The 21972-nt window shown below is 62.6% G+C and carries 14 protein-coding genes and 1 tRNA gene; 5 read left to right on the top strand and 10 right to left on the bottom strand.

Going from position 1 to position 21972, the window contains the following annotated elements:
• Positions 1-312: 312 nt before the first annotated feature.
• Positions 313-1218, bottom strand: coding sequence for a sugar-binding domain-containing protein (locus EN807_RS12220; RefSeq protein ID WP_135935099.1), 906 nt, complete (start codon positions 1216-1218; stop codon positions 313-315).
• 280 nt (positions 1219-1498) lie between these two features.
• Between EN807_RS12220 and EN807_RS12215 the strand changes: the two genes are divergently transcribed.
• The 3 genes from EN807_RS12215 to EN807_RS12205 all read left to right on the top strand — a co-directional run bounded on the left by EN807_RS12215 (position 1499) and on the right by EN807_RS12205 (position 4719).
• Positions 1499-2404, top strand: coding sequence for a tagatose-bisphosphate aldolase (locus EN807_RS12215; RefSeq protein ID WP_135935098.1), 906 nt, complete (start codon positions 1499-1501; stop codon positions 2402-2404).
• A 268-nt stretch (positions 2405-2672) separates the two neighbouring features.
• Positions 2673-4148 carry an ROK family protein gene (locus tag EN807_RS12210; RefSeq protein WP_135935097.1) on the top strand — a complete coding sequence of 492 codons (1476 nt, stop codon included), beginning with the start codon at positions 2673-2675 and terminating at the stop codon, positions 4146-4148.
• 271 nt (positions 4149-4419) lie between these two features.
• Positions 4420-4719, top strand: coding sequence for a DUF1236 domain-containing protein (locus EN807_RS12205; protein ID WP_065010784.1), 300 nt, complete (start codon positions 4420-4422; stop codon positions 4717-4719).
• Between the two features lie 633 nt (positions 4720-5352).
• Here the strand turns inward: EN807_RS12205 and EN807_RS12195 are convergent.
• Together EN807_RS12195 and EN807_RS12190 are read right to left on the bottom strand one after the other, a co-directional pair.
• Positions 5353-5429, bottom strand: a tRNA-His gene (locus EN807_RS12195).
• Positions 5430-5876: 447 nt separating this feature from the next.
• Entirely contained in the window at positions 5877-6326 is a 450-nt protein-coding gene (locus EN807_RS12190; protein ID WP_135935096.1) for a phasin, read from the bottom strand.
• Between the two features lie 251 nt (positions 6327-6577).
• On the opposite strand from EN807_RS12190, the gene EN807_RS12185 reads away from it, so the two are divergent.
• A complete protein-coding gene (locus tag EN807_RS12185) occupies positions 6578-10279 on the top strand; it encodes a PAS domain S-box protein (protein WP_135935095.1) in 3702 nt (1233 codons plus the stop codon).
• Between the two features lie 372 nt (positions 10280-10651).
• Here the strand turns inward: EN807_RS12185 and EN807_RS12180 are convergent, their stop codons facing one another.
• Entirely contained in the window at positions 10652-12622 is a 1971-nt protein-coding gene (locus EN807_RS12180) for an acetoacetate--CoA ligase (protein WP_135935094.1), read from the bottom strand.
• A 286-nt stretch (positions 12623-12908) separates the two neighbouring features.
• Between EN807_RS12180 and EN807_RS12175 the strand changes: the two genes are divergently transcribed.
• Positions 12909-14759: an AsmA family protein gene (locus EN807_RS12175; RefSeq protein WP_135935093.1), complete on the top strand. Its 1851-nt coding sequence runs from the start codon at positions 12909-12911 to the stop codon at positions 14757-14759.
• Between the two features lie 27 nt (positions 14760-14786).
• Here EN807_RS12175 and EN807_RS12170 read toward each other — a convergent pair whose 3' ends face one another.
• The 6 genes from EN807_RS12170 to EN807_RS12145 form a co-directional block, all read right to left on the bottom strand.
• On the bottom strand, positions 14787-15605 hold the full coding sequence (locus tag EN807_RS12170; RefSeq protein ID WP_135935092.1) for an ABC transporter permease subunit: 819 nt from the start codon (positions 15603-15605) through the stop codon (positions 14787-14789).
• Positions 15602-16576 (bottom strand): ABC transporter permease subunit, encoded by a 975-nt coding sequence (locus EN807_RS12165; protein WP_135935091.1) that lies wholly within the window; start codon positions 16574-16576, stop codon positions 15602-15604. Before EN807_RS12165 ends, EN807_RS12170 begins: the two co-directional genes overlap by 4 nt.
• Positions 16577-16584: 8 nt before the next feature.
• Positions 16585-17724, bottom strand: a complete 1140-nt coding sequence (locus EN807_RS12160) for an ABC transporter ATP-binding protein (RefSeq protein ID WP_135935090.1) — start codon at positions 17722-17724, stop codon at positions 16585-16587.
• Between the two features lie 74 nt (positions 17725-17798).
• The gene (locus tag EN807_RS12155) at positions 17799-18896 is read right to left on the bottom strand and encodes a polyamine ABC transporter substrate-binding protein (protein ID WP_135935089.1); all 1098 of its coding nucleotides are present in this window, start codon (positions 18894-18896) and stop codon (positions 17799-17801) included.
• 357 nt (positions 18897-19253) lie between these two features.
• Positions 19254-20207, bottom strand: a complete 954-nt coding sequence (locus EN807_RS12150) for a DMT family transporter (protein ID WP_135935088.1) — start codon at positions 20205-20207, stop codon at positions 19254-19256.
• Positions 20208-20355: 148 nt separating this feature from the next.
• The gene (locus EN807_RS12145; protein ID WP_135935087.1) at positions 20356-21810 is read right to left on the bottom strand and encodes a helix-turn-helix domain-containing protein; all 1455 of its coding nucleotides are present in this window, start codon (positions 21808-21810) and stop codon (positions 20356-20358) included.
• Between the last annotated feature and the right edge of the window lie 162 nt (positions 21811-21972).

Raw genomic sequence — 21972 nt, 5'->3', positions numbered from 1 at the left:
CCAGCCTGATGCGCAGTCCCGTTCCTAGCCTCCGCAAGATGCAGGGAACAGCGCCGCTCGACGCGCATGCGTGCCTAGCCGCAAGGTTGTAACACTTTGCTGAAATAAATTGCAACTGGGTATTTCCGGTATCGAAACGCTTTCGAACCGGTCACCATCTGTCTGCCCCGCCGGGCCCTCACGTAGACTATTGCCCCAACTCTTTGGGGACACAACTGATCATTTCGCGGCGGCGGGCTCGCGAGCCGCGTTTGGTGTCAATCAGTTTGGATCGATCAGGTGTGCCGAGGTCACGCATCGGCGTGCCCGCAACTATCGGGGCAAGAGGGCCTCGAGGATGGCCTGGGCCGTCTTCGTGTCCGTTACCAGAGCGTTGATAAGCCTGGCGCGGACGGCACCGATGATGGCCGTCGCTTTCTCCGGCGAGGCGGCAACGCCGATCACCAGGGGGACGGCTCGAAGCTGGGCCGGCGACATCGCGATCATTCGGCTCTCCCCTTCCCACGGGATAAGGTTACCTTCGGCGTCGAAATAATGGCGAATGACGTCTCCAGCCGCATGAAACAGGGCCTGTTCGCTCAGCGTGGCCGCGCTCGCCTCAGGCGGATTGATGGCATGGGGCAGGCCGATACCGACGATCGCAACGTCGGTCCGGTCCCAAAGCGCGACGCTGTCGCGGATGGTCGCATCGCCGAGGAAGACCCCACGCAATTCGGAGGACGGCAGATAGGGCGCATGGATGAAATGCGGCGTCCCGCCGAACTCTTCGGCGGCGAGCCGCACAAACTCGTTGATCTGAAAATGCGGCGCCTGCTGCTGCATGCCGCCGGTGGCAGCGACGGTCAGAACGCCGGGAATGCGCGGCAGGCCTGCCTGGATCACCTCGCGAATGGCTCGCCCCCAGCCAATGGCGACCACCGAGCCGGCCGTCAACTCCGCTTGCTTGATCAAGGCGCCGAGCGGCGCAGCGAGGGCCGTCAGCGCACCGGCTGCCGGGGTTTCGATGACCGCCGCGTCGCGAAGTCCGAGTCCCTCGATCAGTTGCGTGGTGATGCCTTCGGGGGTTGCAAGGTCGAGAACCTCGATCCTCACGATGCCCTCTGCTCTCGCCCGCTGCAGGAGGCGCGATATGGTCGCGGTTGAGACACCAAGCCGCCGCGCGATATCGACCTGCGACATCTCAGCCTCGTAGTGCAGTTTGGCGACCGTATGCAGCATCGTCCGCGATGCGGCTGCATCTTGTGCGGGAGGGACAGGCAGTTGCAATTCCTTTCAGCAATGTGTTACAGACCCAACAACGATGGAGTTATCGCGCAAAATCGGCTGACTCGCAACGTGGGCTCGTTTCCACGATGAATTGCGGGCTAAGGCCAAATTTCTCGGTTCGATAGTGCATCAAAGCGGCAAACCTCCTGCCGACGGGCAGGTAAAAACTAAACCTTTCTTGTTCCACGGATCTGCGCCCTGCTGAATGGGCGCCAACATCGGACAGAAGACCATGACAAAGATGACGACCGCAGAGTTGCGCGGCTACCAGCAGATATGCGGCCAAGACGGGGCCATCATGGCCATCGCCTGTGACCAGCGCGGTGGCATGCGGACCTTGCTTGCGGTGGACCCTGCAGAACAGGCCAAGATCACCAACGACATGCTCGGCGACACCAAGTCGGACATCACGCGATACCTCGCCAGCCAAGCATCCTGCGTGCTGCTCGACCCGCTCTGCGCAGTGCCGCGGGTGGTCGATGAAGGGGTGCTGAACCGCGATACGGCTCTGCTCATCGGCCTCGATGCCTCGGGCTTCGACGTCTCGCCCGCCGGCTACCGCCTGTCGCGCCTCGTTCCCGGCATCGGCGCGCGCCGCGTCCGGGAGCTCGGCGGCACCGGCGGCAAGATCATGATCTATCTCAGGGCTGACAGGCCTGAGGCGAATGAGCACAATGTCGCCATTCTGCGCCAATGCATCGCCGACTTCGCGCAAGAGGACCTCCTGCTCGTCGTCGAGTTCCTGACCTATCAGGTCGAAGGGGAAAGCCTTGAAGACTATACAGCCAAGATCCCCTGGCTTGTCGAAGAGGGCACCCGGATTTCGCTGGAATGCGGGGCGAAGGTGCTCAAGCTTCCTTATCCCGGAACGCCGGAAGCCTGTGCCAGGATCAGCAGCATGGCTGGCGAGGTGCCATGGGCGGTCCTCTCCGCCGGCGTCAACCATGCAACCTTCCTGGGCCAGGTCGAGATCGCGATGAGGAACGGCGCGTCAGGCGTCATCGCCGGCCGGTCGCTGTGGAAGGATTGCATCTCGCTTGACCGTGACATTCAGCGGGAAAGGCTTAAGACCATCTCAGTGTCGAGATTGCGCGAGCTTCAGGCGGTGATCGGAAACTACAGGCAGAAAGCCGCTTAGCGCACGACCCCGAACCGAAGGTCAGCGAAAACAAAAATCGTAATCGATTTCGGAATGGATCATGCACAAACCAAAATACTACAGCGTCCTTTGTGCACCGGGATGCGCGGCGCTGTAGCTATCCGGCGTTCACACCAGGCACGCACAGGACGTCATGCCTCCAGCCATGATCCCGAAAAGTGGGGACCGGTTTTCGGAGAAGATCATGGTCAAACAGCAAGATAGAGCCCTATTTCGGTTTAGTCGAAATGGAACAGGCTCCAGTTCGATGGCCATAGGAATCGATATCGGCGGCACCAATCTGCGCGCCGCCCGTATTTCCGGCACGGGCGAAATCCTCGACCGCATTTCCGAGAAAAGCGCGCCGGACCCGGAGCTTGTGCTGTCCCGGATTGGCGAAATGGTGCGCCGGCTCGATGCTCCCGAAGTTGCGGCCATCGGCATCGGCGTCCCCGGACGCGTCGATGCGCAGCTTGGCGCAGTCTTGTCCGGAGGCTATGTCAACCTCGCCTCTGTCTCCCTGGCGCAACGACTGGAAAGCCTGGCGGACAAGCCCGTGGTGATTGACAATGACTGCAACATGGCACTGATCGCGGAGATGGCTCTCGGCGCCGCCAGAGGCCATGAAAGCATCGTCATGTTCACGATCGGGACCGGCATTGGCGGTGCCGTGGTCCACGACCGGCGGATGGTCCGCGGCAAGGGGACGGCGGGGCAGCTCGGCCACATCACCGTCGACATGTCAGGCGAAGCGTGCGTGTGCGGCCGGCGCGGCTGCGTTGAAACCGCCAGCTCAGGCACGGCGCTTGGCCGTCACATCGCGCGGGCAGGCCTCGGACGGGATGTTTCGGTCGATCAGCTTTTTGCCCGCGATGCGGGCGGCGACGCGCTGGCGCGCGGCATACTGGAAGCCTGGGCCGGGCCGCTGCGTGCGGCAATCGATACGACCGTCGCCATGTTCGCCCCCGACCTGGTGCTGCTCGGCGGCGGACTTGGCCTGGCGGCCCACCGGGCGCTTGCCAGGGCTCCCGCCTTGGCTCCGTGGTACCAATGCCCGGTGGAACCGGCGCAACTGGGCGACGACGCAGGCGTCATCGGCGCCGGTCTGCAAGCGCTCGCGACGAAGGCAGTCGCGCCCGTGTCCTTGCCATCTGCCCGGCTCAACCCCGGCCGGCGTGCCGTGCCCGCCAGGCGCGCCGTGCCCAGCCGGCGCGCCGTGCTCGTCAACGGCATCCCCGCCAGCGGCAAAAGCACGGTCTCGTGCGGTATCGCCGAGCGCATGGGTTGGCCGTTGCTCGCGCTCGATACCATCAAGAACCCGTTCCTCGAAGTGCTCGGCGGCGGTGATCGCGAATTCAACCGGACGCTCGGCCGCGCCAGTTACCAAGCCATCTGGTCGGTCGTCGGCGAGGCTCCGGCGGGCACCATATTTGTCGTCGACGCCTGGTTCGGCTTCCAGCCGCGCCAGGTGCTCGAGGATCACCTGCGAAGGGCCGGCGTCGAGCAGACCGCCGAAATCTGGTGTCATGCTCCCGGCGAGGTTCTTGCCGAGCGCTATCGCGCACGGCTCGACCAGCGTCCCGCCGGCCATCCGGGAGCGGCCTACATCCCCGAACTGATAGAACTGGCCAAGCGCGCCGAGCCGCTGCGGCGCGGACCGCTGTTTGACGTCGACACGACCAAACCGATCGCTTTCGATGCCATCACACAATGGTTGCAGGCGACGATAGCGGCTGACACATAGGCAGAGCGGCCGCGTACCTCCGGATCCACAATCCGAGTGCAGCCGTTGATTGGCTTTTTTTGCCATTATGTTACCCCGGTGCCTGCCCGCCCTGTCTCGACAATCGTTCCCGAAATACCTGTCAGGATGGCTTGCTGCCTTGAGCGGGCGCGCGTTTGTGTAAGCGGATTCGCGCACTGCCAGTGGAACAAGAATTGCTCCACACCGTTCAAGCTAAGCAATCCGTCGCGGCAGCAATGAAGCGCCACAGCGGAGTTTGCTTGGAGGTAATATGAGAAAGCAACTTTCCTCGGCCGCGGCAGGCATCCTTCTTCTTGTTGGCGTCAGCGCCGCCGCCGCTCAGGACGTCATCATTCAACCCGAGCAGGATACTGTGATTCGGGAATACGTGAAAAAGAAACCGATGGCATCCATCAGCCTTCTCGGCGTGGAGCTCAACATCGGCACAGCTCTGCCCGATACAGTCGAGCTTTACGAGGTGCCGGACGTTCAATACCGCTACGTCGTCGTAGATGGCCGAACCGTCCTGGTCGACCCATCCACCCGCAAGATTGTGAAGGTCTACGACTGACACGAACTCTTCGGACAGACGCCCGCCGTGCCGAAGTGCGCGGCGGGCTTTTTGTTTGGAACGAAGGCCAGCGCCGGACGCGCTAACCGCGCGTTTTCGGGTTCGGGTCTAGCGCGCTTTTCGACGGATTAGCGGCCAATTTGGCGGATCGCCGATCCCTTACCAACAGCGATTTCTTTGTTCTCGCCGGCAACTCATCGCCATTAGCGGTTGCTCCGCCATGCTTCGCGGCAATCGCATAATCGGCTCTGTTCGTTCTATAGTCTTTTTTGTGCACAGTTATCTTCCGATTCAGAAGATTAACGCGGCATAGCGCCCGGCAGTTCCGAAGGTTGCTAATGTGCGAGACAACGCACTTCGCTCCGGCGGGACGGCCCAGCGGCTTGGTTGCGTGGGGGGACTGGCAGCTAGAGGCCGCTGGGCCTGACCAGCGAGCACTGGGGAGTCGTCGCCTGGCTGGCGAATCCATGCGCTCAAGCTAATGGAATCGAAACATGCAAACGAAGTACGTGGCGGTAATTCCGCTGTGTAGAATGCCCTGCAATGGGTCAGCCATTTTCCGACGATGGCTCCGTCGAGGCGTGGCGGCCCCTACCCCATCCGCCAGCAGGTTGAATTTATTGAGGACAGTAGTGGTACCGTTGGCTGGGATCGAACCAGCGACCTCCGGATCCACAATCCGGCGCTCTAACCATCTGAGCTACAACGGCACGTTTGCCTGAGCGGGAGCGGGTGGAACGTTCATTCTCCGGAACCCGCTCTGTCGTTCGGCGATGCGTCAATACGGGCTATCGGAGTTTAATTCAAGGCTTTTGGCCGCGCATGGCCCCGAAAATCAGAATCGATTTTCGGAAAGGATCATGCGCAAAATCCAAAGTTCTACAGCGTGCTTTGCGCGTCCAAGAGGACGCGCAGCGCTGTCGGCAAAGAGTGCTCCGGCATCGACATCGTATTTCGCCGGGCAAAGAAAAAGGCCGGCGGGAGGAGGTGCCGGCCTTTTCCTGTTACGAGCCAGCGGGAGGAGGTGCTGGCTGGTCACCCCGGAGAGCAGAGGGAGGAGGTTCCACCCGCCGGGTATTCGCATGACCACTATATCTCACATAATCCTGTTCGAAGAAATGCGACCTTTTGTTGCATCTTCGAAATATGCGCAAATATTAGGCGGCCTTGATTTCGCTCATCGCCTTCTCGAAGGCGGTCTTGATCGGCTTGGAGACGTCCTCGGCCGCCTTGGAGGCGACGGACTGGAAATCCTTTGCCTGCTCGACCGTCATCTCGACGCGCTTACGCAGGAACGCGGTCTGCAGTTCAACGACCTCCGACAGCGACTTGGCGCCGATCAGCGCTTCGAAATGCGAAAAGCCGGCTTCGGTATTGGCGCGCAGAGCGGCGATGGTCTTGAGCGACAGGTCGTTGGAAACGGTCTTGGCGGTCTCAAAGGTCGACTCCAGAGCCTTCTGGGTCTCTTCGGCGCCGGTCTTCAGCTTGGCATAGGCCTCTTTCGACTGCTCGACGCCCTTTTCGGCGAAAGCGCGGATCTGGTCGGTGGCTTTGGAAGCGTCGAAGCTAGGGAATTCGACATTTTCAGCGGTCTTGGTCCTGGACATATTCCATCCTTTGCAGCGGCAGCGGCTTCGACAGAAAGCCGTCTCGTTCATGTATGATGGCAATATAAAGGCAAATTTTGTGCATTGCAATATCTTTGTTGCAGCGCACCATACAATTTCGCTCCCAACGTTAACCACGAGCCCAGAGATTCCGGCGGTTGCACGCTATGGCTTGTGGACCTTCGCGCCGTCGGCTTTTATTAACAAAGCGTTAACCGCAAACTGCCGCTCTGTGAGGGTTCCCAAAGCGCATGCCGTCCGAAAACTACTCCTTCCTCGACGTCGCCGTGCTCGACGCGGTCCGCCAGCGCTTTGCCGCCGGCGACGCGATCGCCCTTCTGTCGGCAGACCTCGAACAGGTGATCTGGGCCAACGGACCAGGGGCAGCGGTGTTCGGCTACACCGACATCGAGGCCATCATCGGCGCCTCGACAGGCTTGCCGCTGATCGCCAGGCGCCAGATCATGGCGACAAGCGGTTTTCCACAGATCGGCCGCGACCGCGCCATCACGGTGCGGCTGGCAACCGGACTGACCAGCCGCGCGGTTGGCTTTCTGGCCAGCGCGGTGACAATGCCTGACGGCGAAAAAGCGATCATGCTGGCGGTGCCGGCGGCACAGACTGGCTCGCGCAGCGCTGAGATCGCCGCTCAGGCCATCAGCGGCTTTACCGAAGACGGTCATTTCATCGCCTTCGTCGATGCCAAGGGCAACATCGAGGCCGCTTCCGACGGTTTTTCGGCGCTCGGCATCTTGCCCGAAACGCTGGCAGCGCTTGTGACCGATGTGGCGAACGAGAACGACCGCATCGTCAAACGCCTCGTTCCAGGCGGCACCACTTCCTATCCGGCCGGCCTCGCCCGGCTGACGGACGAGCGGCACCTGCTGGTGGTGATCGACGAGAACCGGCTTGACTCCGAAGCAGGCTCTGCTGGCGAGCGCAGCGCGGGAGGAGAAATCGGTGCGGCGGCGGCCGATGCCGCAGTCCCGCCAAAAGCAGAACAGGACAAAGCGCCCGCAACAGTCGCGAAGTTGGATACGGCAGCACAGACAGTCCCGGCAGCCGGCGAAGACACTTCGGTGTCGGCGGAGCACGACCTTCCCGATTCGACCGGGCCAGCTTCAACCAGACCTGATTCGACCAGACCTGATTCAACCGCGCCCGATTCGACCGAGCAGGGTCCGGAAGCGGCCGGCGGAATGCCTCCACAGCATGACCATTGGTATTTCAGCGCCAGCGAGGATGAGGCGCAAAATCCGGGACCGGATGCGTCCGGACATGTCGAGGCGGATGCTTCGGCGGAAAGGTCCGCACAGGATGCCATCAGGGCCGCCTCCCCGACTGAGCGTGCCATCTCCCCGATCGACCGCGCGGCGCCGCCCCTGCGTTTCGTCTGGCGCACCGACGCCGAAGGCAGGTTCAGTGCGCTGTCGCCGGAATTCGCAGAACTCGTCGGCAAGCCTGCCGCCGATGTGATCGGCCGGCGTTTCAGGGACGTCGCGGCCACCTTCGACCTCGATGCGTCCGGCGAGATCGCCGACCTGCTCGACCGACGCGACACCTGGTCCGGCCGCTCGGTGCTGTGGCCGGTTGCCGGCACCGATTTCAAGATTCCCGTCGACCTGGCGGCGCTGCCTGTCTACGGCCGCAGCCGTGCCTTCGAAGGTTTTCGCGGCTTCGGCGTTGCCCGCACCGGCGATGCAGTGGTCGATCCGGAAGCGATCGGTATGGCGCTTGTCCCTAATGCCGAGGCTCCCGCAGCCGTCGAGCCGGAAGTAGCCGAAACGCCTGACGAAACCGACCCGTTCCAGGGCGAGGTGCCGGCGCTGACCATCGTGCCGAAGCCGGAGCGGCGCTTTGCCGACAAGGTGATCCGGTTGGCTGAGCACAGGCAGCCGGCCAACGACAAAGGCCTGTCGACGCTGGAACGCAGTGCATTCCGTGAGATCGGCGAGCGGCTCAAGAAGGACAATCCCCCGACCGAACAGCCCGATGCTGCAATGTCGGCGGAACCGGCTGCGGCAGAACCGTCCGAAACCGATGTCGAAGACGAGAAGGATGTCGCGAGGCTCGACGGCGAGCAGCCGGAAGCAACCGTGTCCGGCATCTCAGGCTCGCTGCTCGACTACGCCGACCGGGACTATGTCGCCGACAATAGCGATGGTGCGCCGGTTTCGGAGCCGGACAAGGCGGCGCAAGAGGTAGTCGAGCCCACCGACACGGGCAGTCGATCGACCGCCGCCGAAGACGACGACAGCATGACGGCTGCCGATTTCCGTGACGCAGAAGACAGCGAGGATTGGGCGCCGTCCGATGACGTCGAAACCCGTTCGTCAACCGATCACATCGGCGATGTTGGCGACGTGGTGCCAGCGCCGATCGAGCGGCCACGCCTGCAGGTGCCGCCGCTCAAGCTCGAAGGTTTCGTGCCATCGGCTTTTTCGACCGTAGATGGCAGCAAGGCTCCGGACACTTCGATCCTCGGCAAACTGCCGGTGCCCCTGCTCATCCATTCCGGCGACGATCTCCACTATGCGAATGAGGAATTCCTCAGCCTGACCGGCTATGACACGCTCGACGATCTGGAGGATGCCGGTGGCCTCGGCGCGCTGTTTGCCGATCCTTACGACGACAGCGCCTCCGACGGAACCGATCACGCGCTCCGGTTGAAGACGCATGACGGTCAGGAGTTCCCGATCGAGGCCATTCTGCGTTCGGTTCCGTGGCGTGGCGGCAAGGCGCTGATGCTGGTCGTGCGCCGTTCCGGCGACGACGAGGCAGCAGCCATTCCGCATGCCGCCGCCGAGGACCAGACGCAGCCGGACACTTCCGAGCTCAAGGCACGCATCGCCGAGATGCGCACCATCATCGACACCGCGACCGACGGCGTCGTGCTGATCAGCCGAGACGGAACGATCCGCTCGATCAGCCGCCCGGCCGAAGCGCTGTTCGGTTTCGACAGCGACGAGGTGAACGGCAAGCCCTTCGTCTCGCTGTTCGCGATCGAAAGCCAGCGCGCCGCGCGAGACTATCTCGACGGATTGTCCGAGCCCGGCGTGGCGAGCGTGCTCAACGACGGCCGCGAGGTGATTGGACGCGAGGCGCAGGGGCGCTTCATTCCGCTGTTCATGACCATCGGCAGCCTGCCCAACGATAGCGGCTTCTGCGCGGTGGTGCGCGACATCACCCAATGGAAGCGGGCCGAAGAGGATCTGACCCAGGCGCGCGCCGTGGCCGAGCGCGCCTCCTCGCAAAAGACCGACTTCCTCGCCCGCATCAGCCACGAGATCCGCACGCCGCTCAATGCCATCATCGGGTTTTCCGAGCTGATGGTCGACGAGAAATTCGGGCCGGTCGCCAATGACCGTTACCGCGACTATCTGCGCGACATCAACCGGTCGGGTAATCATGTGCTCGACCTGGTCAACGATCTGCTCGACATTTCGAAAATCGAGGCCGGCCAGCAGGAGATGGCCTATGAGGCGGTGTCGCTTAACGACACGCTGTCCGAGACGGTGGCAATGATGCAGCCGCAAGCCAACCGCGAACGTGTCATCATCCGCTCCAGCTTCGCCTCTCGGCTGCCGGAGGTGGTGGCTGATCTGCGCAGCGTGCGCCAGATCGCACTGAACATCCTGTCGAATGCCATCCGTTACACGCAGGCCGGCGGCCAGGTGATCGTATCGACAGCTTACGAGATCTCCGGCGACGTCGTCATGCGCGTGCGCGACACCGGTATCGGCATGAGCCAGTCCGAGATCGAGCAGGCGCTCAAGCCGTTCAAGCAGATCAACGCGTTGAAGCGCGGGCGCGGCGACGGCACCGGTCTCGGGCTGCCGCTGACCAAGGCCATGGTCGAGGCGAACCGGGCCCGGTTCACCATCAACTCGACGCCCGGCGAGGGCACGCTGGTCGAAGTCGCTTTCCCGTCGACCCGCGTGCTCGCAGATTAGAGCGGCGGACTTGCAGTCGTCCGTGTCGCCGCTCTATCCTTTTGTTTGAGCATCGGATTTTCCCAAACCGGTGCCCACTTTTGGGTCCGATGCTCCAAAAGAAAAGGCGTCCACCAGGACGCCTTGAATGATTGGATTGCTGTTACAACGGGGCTTGAGCGAATTCAGATCCTCTGGGGATTTAGAGGAACGGGATTTCTCCCTCAAGTTACGCACGACTATCGATGCCGGCCCTTAACAAAACCTTACCGGCGCCGCGAAAAATTTACCAATGTGTACCACTCATCAATTCTAGGTAAATTCAAGCGAGATATTTCGTTAACCATGCTCGGCCGGGCCTATTAAGTCGCATGGCACCGCCGGCTTGTTTGCTCAGTCGGCCAGTTCCGGCAGGTCGCGGAACAGCTCGAGCGCTTCGGGATTGGCCAGCGCCTCCTTGTTCTTGACAGCGCGGCCATGCACCACGTCGCGCACCGCCAGCTCGGTGATCTTGCCCGATTTGGTGCGTGGAATGTCGGCGACGGCGACGATTTTAGCCGGCACGTGGCGGGGGCTCGCGCCGCTGCGGATTTTCGCGCGGATGCGTTTTTCCAGCTCCGCGCCGAGTTGCATCCCCTCAGCCAGCCGCACGAACAGCACAACCCGCACGTCGTTGTCGAAATCCTGGCCGATGCACAGTGCTTCCAAGATTTCCGGCATCTGCTCGACCTGGTTGTAGATCTCCGCCGTGCCGATCCGCACCCCGCCCGGGTTGAGCGTCGCGTCGGAGCGGCCATGGATAATCAGGCCGCCATGAGCGGTCCATTCGGCGAAGTCCCCGTGGCACCAGACATTGTCGAAGCGCTCGAAATAGGCTGCGTGGTATTTCTTGCCTTCGGGATCGTTCCAGAAGCCGATCGGCATCGCCGGAAACGCCTTGGTGCAGACAAGCTCACCCTTTTCCTGCCTGAGCGGGTGGCCGTCGTCGTCCCAGACATCGACGGCGAGGCCGAGGCCAGGCCCCTGTATCTCTCCGGTCCATACCTTTTCGGTCGGCACGCCGAGCACGAAGCAGGAGACGATGTCGGTGCCGCCGGAAATCGAGGCGAGATGCACGTCCTTCTTGATGCCGTCATAGACGAAGCGGAAGTCCTCGGGCGACAGAGGCGAACCGGTGGAGGAGATCGTGCGCACGCTCGAAAGATCATGCGTTTTGATCGGTCTGAGGCCGGCCTTGCGCACGGAATCGATGAATTTGGCCGAGGTGCCGAAATAGGTCATCTTCTCGGCGTCGGCGAAGTCGAACAGCACGTTGCCGTCGGGATAGAAGGGCGACCCGTCATAAAGCAGAAGGGTTGCGCCCGACGCCAGGCCGGACATCAGCCAGTTCCACATCATCCAGCCGCAAGTGGTGAAATAAAAGAAGCGGTCGCCGTCGAGCAGGCCGGCGTGGAGCCGTTCTTCCTTGACATGCTGGATCAGCGTTCCGCCGGCCGAATGGACGATGCATTTGGGAATGCCGGTCGTTCCGGAAGAAAACAGGATGTAGAGCGGATGCGCGAACGGCAACCGTTCGAAGGTGACGGGCTTGGCGGCAAAGGATGAGAGCGCCTCGTCCAGCGCAGTCGCCTTCTCGATGGTCGCCGCCACATCGGTCGACGTGCCGAGATAGTCGACGATCAGGATCTTGCGGACGGTGACGAGCTTTGCCGCAACGGCCGCGATCTTGTCGGCGACTTCGATCGCCTTGCCATTGTACCAGTAACCGTCGGGCACGATGAAGACGACAGGCTCGATCTGGCCGAACCGGTCCAGCACGCCCTGTTCGCCGAAATCGGGAGAGCAGGACGACCAGACGGCGCCGATCGAGGCTGTCGCCAGCATTGCCGCGACGGTTTCCGGCATGTTGGGCATCATGGCGGCGATGCGGTCGCCCTGTTTCACCCCAAGCGACAGGAAAAGCTGCTGCAGCCGCGAGGTCAGCGCATGCAGCTCGTTCCAGGAAAGCCGGCGCTCGACCTTGTCCTCGCCGCGAAAGACGATGGCATCACCGAGCCCGGTTTTCTTCAACAGGTTCTCGGCGAAGTTCAGCTTCGCGTCGGGAAAAAACGCGGCGCCCGGCATTTTTTCGCCATCGACAAGCACGCGCTCGCCGCTACTGGCGCCCTTGTCGCCCACGATCCCGCAAAACTCCCAGACCAGGCTCCAAAATGCCTCGCGATCGTCGATCGACCAACGATGTAGATCCGCGTAGGAGGAGAAATCCTTGCCGGTTCCGGCCGCGGCGGCCTGCATGAAGGCAGTCATCGGCGCGGCCTCGACCTGGTCTTTCGCAGGTGCCCAGAGCGGTGCGTCGCCAGCCATCATCGTTCCTCCTTAAAGCACGTCACGTTTGAAGAGTTCACGCGACGCGCCTTAGACTTTTGTTTTTATGTATGTCGTTATCCCAAAAGGTTGCGCATTTTGGCGACGGATCGCTTATGCATATCGCGGCGCAGCAGAGCAAGATTTTGTTCGGCCAAGCGACGCGGATGTGCGCAAATGCCATCGCCGGGCCATAAAGACTTGAAATGCGTCAGCCCTAAGTCGTAGTGACGACTGGGGTTACACCCGTCGGGCGATTTGGTCGGAACGGAAGCATACGGGCGACATGTCATCACCTTTGATCCGGCGCGGAATATGGGCGATCGGCGTTGCCGTGCTCGTCATTGCGCTGGCCGTTGCCGCCCTGCCGCTCGTCGCCTCGACGCGCATCGTGCGCGACCGCATCGCCTGGGAAATGAGTGCGTGGAGCGGTTTCAGGGTCACCATTGACGGCGCCCCGCGGATCGAGGTGTGGCCGAATTTCCGGGCCATCCTGACCGACGTGACGCTTTCGCAATGGACAGAGGGCGACGCGCCGCCTGTGATCGAGGCCGAACGGGTCGAGGTCAATCTCTCGGCCATGGCGGCATTGCGCGGCGATGTGGTGTTCTCGACGGCGCGGCTGATCCGGCCGACGATCAGGGTTCAACGCGCAGCACATGGGTTTTTCCTGCCCGCCCTGCCTTCAGGCGGGCGCATCACGCGTTCCATCGACATCGCCCGCGCCGTGGTCAGCGCCAATCCAGCCAAGCCGGACCTGAGCAAGCTGCCGGCTGATCCGTTCGGCACAGTAGAGTTCAGGAACGGCCGCGTGGTGACCTCCGTCGATGGTAAGGACGCTGAGATACTGAGCAGCCTGAGCGGACAGGCGAACTGGGCCGCAATGAACAGCAATGCGACGCTGTCGGCGACCGGAATCTGGCGTGGCGAAAGCGTCGCCGTGGATGCCGCATCGTCGAACCCGCTGGTGCTGTTTGGGGGCGGTGCGGCGCCGATGACGCTTTCCTTCAAGGCGGCCCCTGCCAATTTTTCCTTCGACGGCGTGGCCAGCATGTCCGAGAACGCCTATTTCGACGGCCAGGCGAAATTTGCCGCACCCTCGCTCAGGCGCGTGCTCGAATGGTCGCGGGCCGGCATCGCGCCGGGCGCGGCAATCGGCTCGGTTTCTGTTTCCAGCAAGGTCACGGCGACCTCCGGCCGCATTAAATTCGAAAACACCGAGATCGCCCTGGACGACAATCCGGGAATGGGTGCGCTGGACTTCTCCTTTGGCGAGGCGCGGCCGGTGATCGCCGGTACGCTCGCCTTCGAGACGCTCGACTTGCGGTCGTTTCTCTCCGCCTTCACACCCCTGGCGCCTACGGACGGCGCCGGCCCAGGCGAAATCGACATAAGCGTGGCCGACCGGATCGATCTCGATCTCAGACTGTCGGCAGCGCAGGCCACCGCAGGCGCCATCCAGCTTGCCGACGTCGCCGCCGCCGCCCAGGTCAAGAACGGTCTTGCCGTCTTCGATATTTCCGATGCATCGGCCTTTGGCGGCAACATCCAGAGCAGTCTTCGTTTCGACCGCAAGCCGGGAGGCACACAGGTCGAGATCAGGCTGCTCGCCTCCGACATCGATGGTGGGGCTTTTGGCACCGCAGCCGGAATGACGCGACTGGTGCCGATCGGCACGGGAACCGTTTCGGTCATCCTCAAGGGGCCGGGCAGAACCTGGGATTCCATTTTCGAGAACGCCGACGGCTCGGTTTCGGCGAAATTCGGCCAGGGCGCGTTGAGCCGGTTCAATTTGCCGGCGTTTCTCAAACACAACGAACAGGGCGGGTTCTTCGCGCTCGCCGATGTCTCCGACGGAACGCTGCCGATCGACGGGGCCGAACTCAAGGCGAGCATTTCGAACGGTGTGGCGAAAATCGACAAGGCCGAAGCGAATTCGGCGAAGTACAAGATCTGGCTTTCCGGCATCGCCTCCTATGCCGGGCGCGGGCTGGCGCTGTCCGGCGGCATCATTCAGGCGGACCAGCCAGCCACGCAGACAAATAACCAGGGTCCCAACCAGTCTTCGTTCTTCGTCGGCGGAACGTGGAGCACGCCGTTCATTTCGCCGATAAGCCGCGGGGTTTCCGGAGAGTAGCAACGAGGGTATTGCCGCCCCCTTTCGTCACCCACGCTGCGCGGCCTGCTCATCGCGCTGGCGCTGCACCTCGCGCCGCTTGTTGGCGAGCGAAGCGATGATGACGCCGACCGCCACGACCGCGATCAGGATGGTGCAGGCGGCGTTGATCTCCGGCGTCACACCGAGACGAACCTGGCTGTAGATCTTCATCGGCAGCGTGGTTGCGCCGGGCCCTGAGGTGAAGCTGGCGATGACCAGATCGTCGAGCGACAATGTGAACGCCAGCATCCAGCCAGACACGACCGCCGGCATGATGACCGGCAGCGTGATCTGGAAGAAGGTCTTCACCGGCGGCGCGCCAAGATCCATCGCGGCCTCTTCCAGCGAGCGGTCGAACGTCATCAGGCGCGACTGCACGACGACGGCGACGAAGCACATGGTCAGGGTGATGTGGGCAAGCGTGACGGTGAGAAAGCCGCGGTCGAGACCGACGGCGACGAAGAGCAGCAGCAGCGACAGGCCGGTGATGACTTCCGGCATGACCAACGGCGCAAAGACCATGCCGGAAAACAGCATCCGGCCCTTGAAGCGCGTGTAGCGCGTCAAGGCGAGGGCCGCCAGCGTGCCGAGCACGGTCGCCACGGTCGCCGAGATGACGGCGACGCGGGCCGTTACCCAGGTGGCGTCCATGAGGCCCTGGTTGTGGAACAGCGAGACGTACCATTTGGTCGAGAAGCCGCCCCAGACGGTGACCAATTTCGACTCGTTGAAGGAGAAGACGACGAGCAGGACGATCGGCAGGTAAAGAAAGGCAAAGCCCAGCACGATCGAAGTGATGTTGAAGCGGCTCCAGGTCGCGTTCATTTGTCCTGCTCCTGGGCGCGGGCCTGAGCCCGCTGAAAGAGCATGATCGGCACGATCAGCAGCAACAGCAGGATGACGGCGACGGCCGACGACACCGGCCAGTCGCGATTGGCGAAGAACTCGTTCCACAGCGTCTTGCCGATCATCAGCGTCTGCGAGCCGCCGAGCAGGTCGGGAATGACGAACTCGCCGACCGCCGGAATGAACACCAGAAGGCAACCGGCGATGACGCCGGGCAGCGACAGCGGAAAGGTGATCTTCCAGAAGGCGCTGATCGGCGGGCAACCGAGATCCTTGGCCGCCTCGATCAGCGAATAATCCATTTTCTCGAGAGCGGAGTAAAGCGGCAGCACCATGAACGGCAGATAGGAATAGACGATGCCGATGAAGATTGCCGTATAGGTGTTGAGGATGATCAGCGGCTGGCCGATGACGCCGGTGGCGAGCAGCAGCTGGTTGAGCAGCCCCTCGGGCTTGAGGATGCCGATCCAGGCGTAGACGCGGATCAGGAACGAGGTCCAGAACGGCAGGATCACCAGCATCAGCAAAGTCGGGCGCAGCATCGCCGGCGCGCGCGCCATGCCATAGGCGATCGGGTAGCCGACAAGCAATGTCAGCACCGTCGAAATGGCGGCGACGATGACGCTCGTCACGTAGGCGTTGACGTAGAGCGCATCTTGCGTCAGCCACACGTAGTTGTCGATGCTGAGCTGTTTCAGCTGAGCGAAAAAACCGGAAAGCCCATCGCCCAAGCCGAGTACCGGCGTGTAGGGCGGTATGGCGATCGCCGTCTGCGACAGCGAAATCTTGAAGACGATGACGAACGGAATCAGGAAGAAGAACACCAGCCACAGATAGGGGATGATGACGACAAGGCGGCCAACGACGGCCTCTCCCAGTCTGGCCAGGGCGGATTTGCCCGCATCGGCGGCCCGAGAGCTTGTTGCAGCGGCGACAGCGGCATTCGACATGACTGCCCCTATCGCGTCAGCACGATGCCGGCGTCCGGCCTGAACGACACCCAGGCACGGTCGTTCCAGTTCAGCGGATCCTCGGTGACGCGAGCGGCGTTCATCGTGCTCGCCCGCACCACGTGGCCGTCATCCAGTCTGACGTGATAGACGGTCATGTCGCCGAGATAGGCGATATCATAGACCTCGCCCTCGATGGCGTTGACGGCACCGGCCGGTCTCATCGACGACACCTTGATCTTCTCCGGCCTGATGGCGAAGGCGACGGCCGCGCCGGTGGCCGCATCGCCGGCATTCTCCGTCCGAATGGTGATGCCGTTGCCCGCGTCGATGCTTGCCGCGCCGGCCTCGCCATAAGCAATCTTGCCTTCGAACATGTTGACGTTGCCGACAAAGCCGGCGACGAAACGGGAGCCCGGCGCCTCGTAGACTTCCGCCGGCGTCGCCACTTGCATTACCTCGCCCTTGTCGATGATGGCGATACGGTCGGCCATGGTCATCGCCTCTTCCTGGTCGTGGGTGACGACGACGAAGGTAAGGCCGAGTGACTGCTGCAGGTCCATCAGCTCGAATTGTGTTTCCTCGCGCAGCTTCTTGTCCAGCGCACCCAACGGCTCGTCGAGCAGCAGGACCTTCGGCCGCTTGGCGACCGAGCGGGCAAGCGCGACGCGCTGGCGCTGGCCACCGGACAATTGGTGCGGCTTGCGCTTGGCGAACTGCTCGAGCTTGACCAGCTTCAGCATCTCTCCAACGCGTGCCGCGATCTCAGGCTTCGGCATGCCGTCCTGCTTGAGGCCGAAAGCGATGTTGTTCTCGACCGTCATATGCGGGAACAGCGCGTAGGACTGGAACATCATGTTGACCGGCCGCCGGTATGGCGGGATGCCGCGCAGATCCTGGCCGTCGAGCAGGATGCGGCCGGCGGTCGGCTCCTCGAAGCCGGCGAGCATCCGCAAAAGCGTCGATTTTCCACAGCCCGACGCTCCGAGCAGGGCAAAGAACTCGCGCTCGAATATGGTCAGCGACAGATTGTTGACGGCGGTGAAGTCACCAAACTTCTTGGTGACCTTGTCGAACTGGATGTATGGCTTGGCGTTCGGATCGTTCCACGGCGCGAAATCCCTGCGGATGCTGCCCAGCGATTTCATATCCCACTCCGTCCTGCGTTCTATCCCCGGAAGACTTGACCCCGGCAGCACCTGCCGGGGTCGTTGATTGTCGCCTACTGCCCGGTGACGATCTTGGTCCAGGTGCGGGTGACGACGCGCTGGGTCTTGGAATCGTAGGGGGCGATGGTGAACAGCTTCGCCAGCGTCGCCTCGTCCGGGTAGATCGCCGGATCCTCGAGTATCTCCTTGTCGATGAACTGCTGCGATGCCTTGTTGCCGTTGGCGTAGAAGACGTAGTTGCTCGACTTGGCGATCACTTCCGGCTTCATCATGTAATTCAGGAATTCATGGGCCTCGGCGACGTGCGGCGCGTCGGCGGGGATCGCCATCTGGTCGAACCACATTTCGGCACCTTCCTTCGGCACGGAATAGCTGATCTCGACGCCACGGTTGGCCTCCGTCGCACGGTCGCGCGCCTGGAACACGTCGCCCGACCAGCCGACCGCCAGGCAGATGTCGCCATTGGCCAGCGCGTTGATATATTCCGACGAGTGGAACTTGCGGATGTAAGGCCTGATCTTCAGCATCAGTTCTTCCGCCTTGGCGAAATCCTCCGGCGACGTGGTCTCGGGATCGATGCCTAGAAATTTGAAGGCGTTCGGGAGGATGTCGCTCGGGGAATCGAGGACATAGACGCCGCAATCCTTCAGCTTGGCCAGCTTTTCCGGGTTGAAGAACACGTCCCAGCTATCGATCTTGTCGGTGCCGAGCGCTTCCTGCACTTTCTTGACGTTATAGCCGAGGCCGACCGTGCCCCACATGTAGTTGATCGAATATTCGTTGCCGGGATCGTACTTGGCTGTGCGCTCCGAAACGATGTCCCACATGTTGGAAATGTTGGGCAGCTTCGACTTGTCGAGCTTCTGGAACACACCTGCCTGGATCTGGCGTGCGAGGAAATTGGCGGTCGGCACGACGACATCGTAGCCGCTGCCGCCGGCAAGCAGTTTAGTCTCCAGGAGCTCGTTGGAATCGAAGGTGTCGTAGGTGACCTTGATGCCGGTTTCCTTGGTGAAATCCTCGATGATCGAGCTGTCGATGTAATCCGACCAGTTATAGACATTGACGACGCGGTCCTGGGCTTGAGCGCCGAGGGTGAAAAGCGTCAGAAATGCCGAGGTCGCCGAAAGCCAGAATGCTTTGCGGGTCATGCGTCTCTCCTTTGATGAGTGTTCCATCGCCAGCTCGTCGCGGGGCTGCGCGGCTGGGCGTTTGCTTCAGATTATTGGGCTTTCCGACAAGCGACAAGCGCGAACCGCCGACACCTTGGTGCTTCGATGTGCAGCGGCCGAGCCCCCCGTTCCGATGTCGTGATCCAGGTGGCATTCCGGCGCCGTCAAAGGCTCTCGCCACGGCGCGGGCAGGGATACGACGATGTTGTCCGGTCTCGGTCGGCCCGGAGGGGAGACTTGGCAAGATGAGCCTGTCTTGTTGTTGCCGTATTGGCAGCCTGCCCGCGCGGCTGCGCCATTGTCAATGGCTCATCTCGCTTTGGCGCGTGCGCTGCATCAATTAGGCGACGGCATGCCGGTGACACCCGGCCGCACGGGCCGCGCCTGACGCTTGAATTCGAGCCCGATATGGACGAGCAGCGCCGTGACCACGACGGCGCCGCCAAGGATGGTGCGTCCCGACGGCACTTCGGAATGGATGAGCCAGACCCAGATCGGGCCGAGGATCGGCTCGAAAGTGCCGAGCAGTGCTGCGACCGCCGCCGGAACAAGCCGGGCGCCGGTGGCGAAAAAGGCAAGGCCGAGACCCAGGTTGACCACGCCGAATGCAAAGAGGAAGCCCATGTCGCTGCTGGAGACGCCGAATTGCGATGCCTGCGACGCCGCGAATGCGCCGGCAAGCATCGTGCCGAGGCAGGTCGCCGGCGTCATGCGCACATGGGCAAAGCGCCGCGTGATGACGGTGGCGATCGAGAACATCACGGCGATGAGCAACGCCAAGCCGTCGCCGATAGGCGAAACGGCGCCATCGAGCGATTCCGATACCATGATGCCAACGCCGGCAATGACGGCTGCAATCGCCACCCAGGTCGCCACCGCGACCCGTTCGCGAAACAGCACCCAGGCAAACAGCGCCGCCAGGAGCGGCACGCCGGCCTGCATCAGAAGGATGTTGGCGACGGTGGTGTAGGCCAGCGCCACGACGAAAGAGGTCGATGCGGTGGCGAAGCAGAACGCCACGGCAAGGCCGGGCAGGCCCATGCCGCGGAACAACCTCACCGTGCCGTGCCAGCCGTCGCGCCAGACCATGAAGCAGATCAGGAAGGCGGCGGCCCAGACCGAGCGCCAGAACACCACCGTCCAGCTGTCGCCGGCGTCGATGAAGCGGGCGATGGCGCCGCCGAAACTCCACATCAGCGCCGACAGGAATATCAACAGGAAGCCGATACGCTCCTCACGCGGCGAGACGGCAGGCGAAACGGCGATCGGTGATGATGCGGTGTCGGTCATGGGCACGGCTGTCGACGATTTCGGGGCGGCACGATGCGCAACGGACGACAAGAACGTGCCTCATTGGCGTAACGCAAAGACGATTGCCAGGCGTGATCCAGCGGACGGCGACGGTTATGGCAAGGACGGCAGGTCGCCTGCCACGGCCTCACTGGAAATCGAAGGCGCTTAGTCCGGTCACCATTTCGTCGAGGCCAAGCGGGCGCGTCACCGGCGGCTCGGCGCGGGCCAGGCAGCCGATCCGTTCGCACAGCCGGCAGGCGGGGCCTATCGGCGTGGCCGGATTGGTGCCCTGTCCGGCTTTTCCGGTCGCTGCGGCAGCCGGCCCCGGCAGTGCCGCGCCATAGACGATCTCGTCACGAAAGCCGATGTCGCAGCCCAGCAGAAGTGCGGTACGGCGCGGGCGCTCCGAAAACGAGCCTTGCGGTCCTTCGAGCGTGCGGGCGACGCAGAGGAATTCGGCGCCGTCGGGCATTTCCACCGCCTCGACGAAGATCTGGCCGGGCTGGGTAAAGGCGGCATGCACGGGAAGCTTCGGACAACCGCCGCCGAAGCGGCCTTGCGGGAAGCCCTGGCTGCCCGCTTTGCGGAAGCGGTTGCCGGCATTATCGACCTCGAGCATGAAGAACGGCACGCCCGGCGTGCCCGGCCGCTGCAGCATGGTCAGGCGGTTCGCCGCCTGCTCGAAGGAGACGCCGAAGCGCGAGCGCAGCACGTCGATGTCGTAACGCGCGCGGTGTGCTGCCGCGTGAAAAGATTGATAGGGCATCATCAGCGCGTGGGCGGCGTAGCGGCCAAGCTCGAAGCGGGCGAGCCGGCGGGCTTCATCCGAGCTCAGCTTCAGCACCTGGATCTCGCCTGCCACCGCGACCGTCATGCGGATCAGACAGGCCTCCATCGCCACCTCGCGCAATTGGTCGAATGGCGACAGGCGCTCGGACAGAAACAGACGCTGCGAGTGGCGGTCGTAGCGACGGCGCCAGTTCGGCATGGTGGCGACCGGCAGCACCTTGACGACGATGCCGTATTCGCGCTTCAGCCAGGCCTTCAGCGCACTGAACAGATCGTCGCCGGGATCGAGCACCGACGTGAATGCCTCGGCTTCCGCTTCGAGCGCGGCAAAATGGTTCGGCCGGCGCTCGAAAATCTCGTGCACCTCGTCGATCGGCAAGCGGGCGCCGGAGAGTGCCGTCGCTTTGCCCTCACGCGCGAGAAGCTCGTTGAGGTCGGAAAGGCGCTCGGCCTGCTCGCGATAGGCGCGAAACAGCTTTATCACCGCGGCGGAAGCGTTGGGCGCCGCCTCGGCAAGCTCGATCAGCTCCTGGTCACCAGGCAATTCGCCGACCAGCAGCGGGTCCGAAAACACCTCCTTCAAGGCGGCGACCGACCCTCTCGCCTCGCCCTGCAATTCATGCGGGTCGACCTTGTAGACAGACGCCAGCCTCAGGATCAGCTGGACCGTCAGCGGCCTCTGGTTGCGCTCGATGAGATTGAGATAGGACGGCGAGATGCCGAGCCCTTCGGCCATCGCCGTCTGCGTCAGGCCCTTGGCGCTGCGGATGCGGCGGATACGCGGCCCGGCGAAGATCTTCTGATCGGCCACTCGACTGTCCTTGACAGAAAGTTACATGACTTCTGCACGGCGATGGCATGCCGGCGTTTTACAATCGTGACAAATTTACAGCGCCTAGCTGTCAAACACAACACAGGTTTTCTCTTATTTTCCTGCCGATCTTCTGGTTTTCCTCGCCTGTTTCGCGCTGAA

This window comes from Mesorhizobium sp. M5C.F.Ca.ET.164.01.1.1 (assembly GCF_004792125.1).
Lineage (GTDB): Bacteria > Pseudomonadota > Alphaproteobacteria > Rhizobiales > Rhizobiaceae > Mesorhizobium > Mesorhizobium wenxiniae.
The sequence above is the reverse complement of the archived record's forward strand: the minus strand, read 5'-3'. Positions and strand labels throughout refer to the sequence as shown.